The organism is Amycolatopsis sp. NPDC043889 (genome assembly GCF_056435645.1).
The window spans coordinates 1,694-2,926 of record NZ_JBWKEC010000069.1 but is presented as its reverse complement, the minus strand read 5'-3'; the positions used below and the strand labels follow the sequence as shown (position 1 = coordinate 2,926).

Here is a 1,233-nt window from a genome sequence, read left to right as displayed (position 1 = left end):
CGTTTGTTTCTGGTGTGGTGTTTGAGAACTGTAGAGTGGATGCGAGCATCTTTGTGGTCAAGTTGTTAAGGGCACATGGTGGATGTCTTGGCTTCAGGAGCCGATGAAGGACGTGGGAGGCTGCGATATGCCTCGGGGAGCTGTCAACCGAGCTGTGATCCGAGGATTTCCGAATGGGGAAACCCAGCACCAGTTATGTGGTGTTACCCGCATCTGAATATATAGGGTGTGTGGAGGGAACGCGGGGAAGTGAAACATCTCAGTACCCGTAGGAAGAGAAAACAACCGTGATTCCGTGAGTAGTGGCGAGCGAAAGCGGAAGAGGCTAAACCATGCACATGTCAAGCTGTCAGGCGTTGTGTGTGTGGTGTTGTGGGACCCAGCGTCGAGGATCTGACAGTTCTCGGAGCGGTTACGCGTGTTAGTGGAACGCCTTGGGATGGGCGACCGGAGTGGGTGAGAGTCCCGTACGCGAAAACACGTTGTGGATCGTTTGTTTGGTGTTCCCGAGTAGCAGCGAGCTCGTGGAATTTGCTGTGAATCTGCCGGGACCACCCGGTAAGCCTAAATACTTCCTGAAGACCGATAGCGGACTAGTACCGTGAGGGAAAGATGAAAAGTACCCCGGGAGGGGAGTGAAAGAGTACCTGAAACCGTGTGCCTACAAGCCGTCAGAGCCCGAGCACATCCTTGTGATGTTGAGGTGATGGCGTGCCTTTTGAAGAATGAGCCTGCGAGTTAGTGCTGCGTGGCGAGGTTAACCCGTGTGGGGTAGCCGTAGCGAAAGCGAGTCTGAATAGGGCGTCTGAGTCGCGTGGTCTAGACCCGAAGCGGAGTGATCTACCCATGGCCAGGCTGAAGCGTCGGTAAGACGACGTGGAGGGCCGAACCCACTTAGGTTGAAAACTGAGGGGATGAGCTGTGGGTAGGGGTGAAAGGCCAATCAAACTCCGTGATAGCTGGTTCTCCCCGAAATGCATTTAGGTGCAGCGTCACATGTTTCTCCACGGGGGTAGAGCTACTGGATGGTCTAGGGGCCTTACCGGGTTACCGAAATCAACCAAACTCCGAATACCGTGGTGTGAGAGTGTGGCAGTGAGACGGCGGGGGATAAGCTTCGTCGTCGAGAGGGAAACAGCCCAGAACACCAGCTAAGGCCCCTAAGTGTGTGCTCAGTGGGAAAGGATGTGGGATTGCCCAGACAACCAGGAGGTTGGCTTAGAAGCAGCCACC

General features: G+C 55.0%; 1 rRNA gene (running past one end of the window). It reads left to right on the top strand.

Annotation, left to right across the window (positions count from 1 at the left end):
• The first annotated feature begins 55 nt into the window (after positions 1–55).
• Positions 56–1,233 (top strand): 23S ribosomal RNA (locus AC0685_RS43410) (it continues 1,491 nt past the right edge of the window).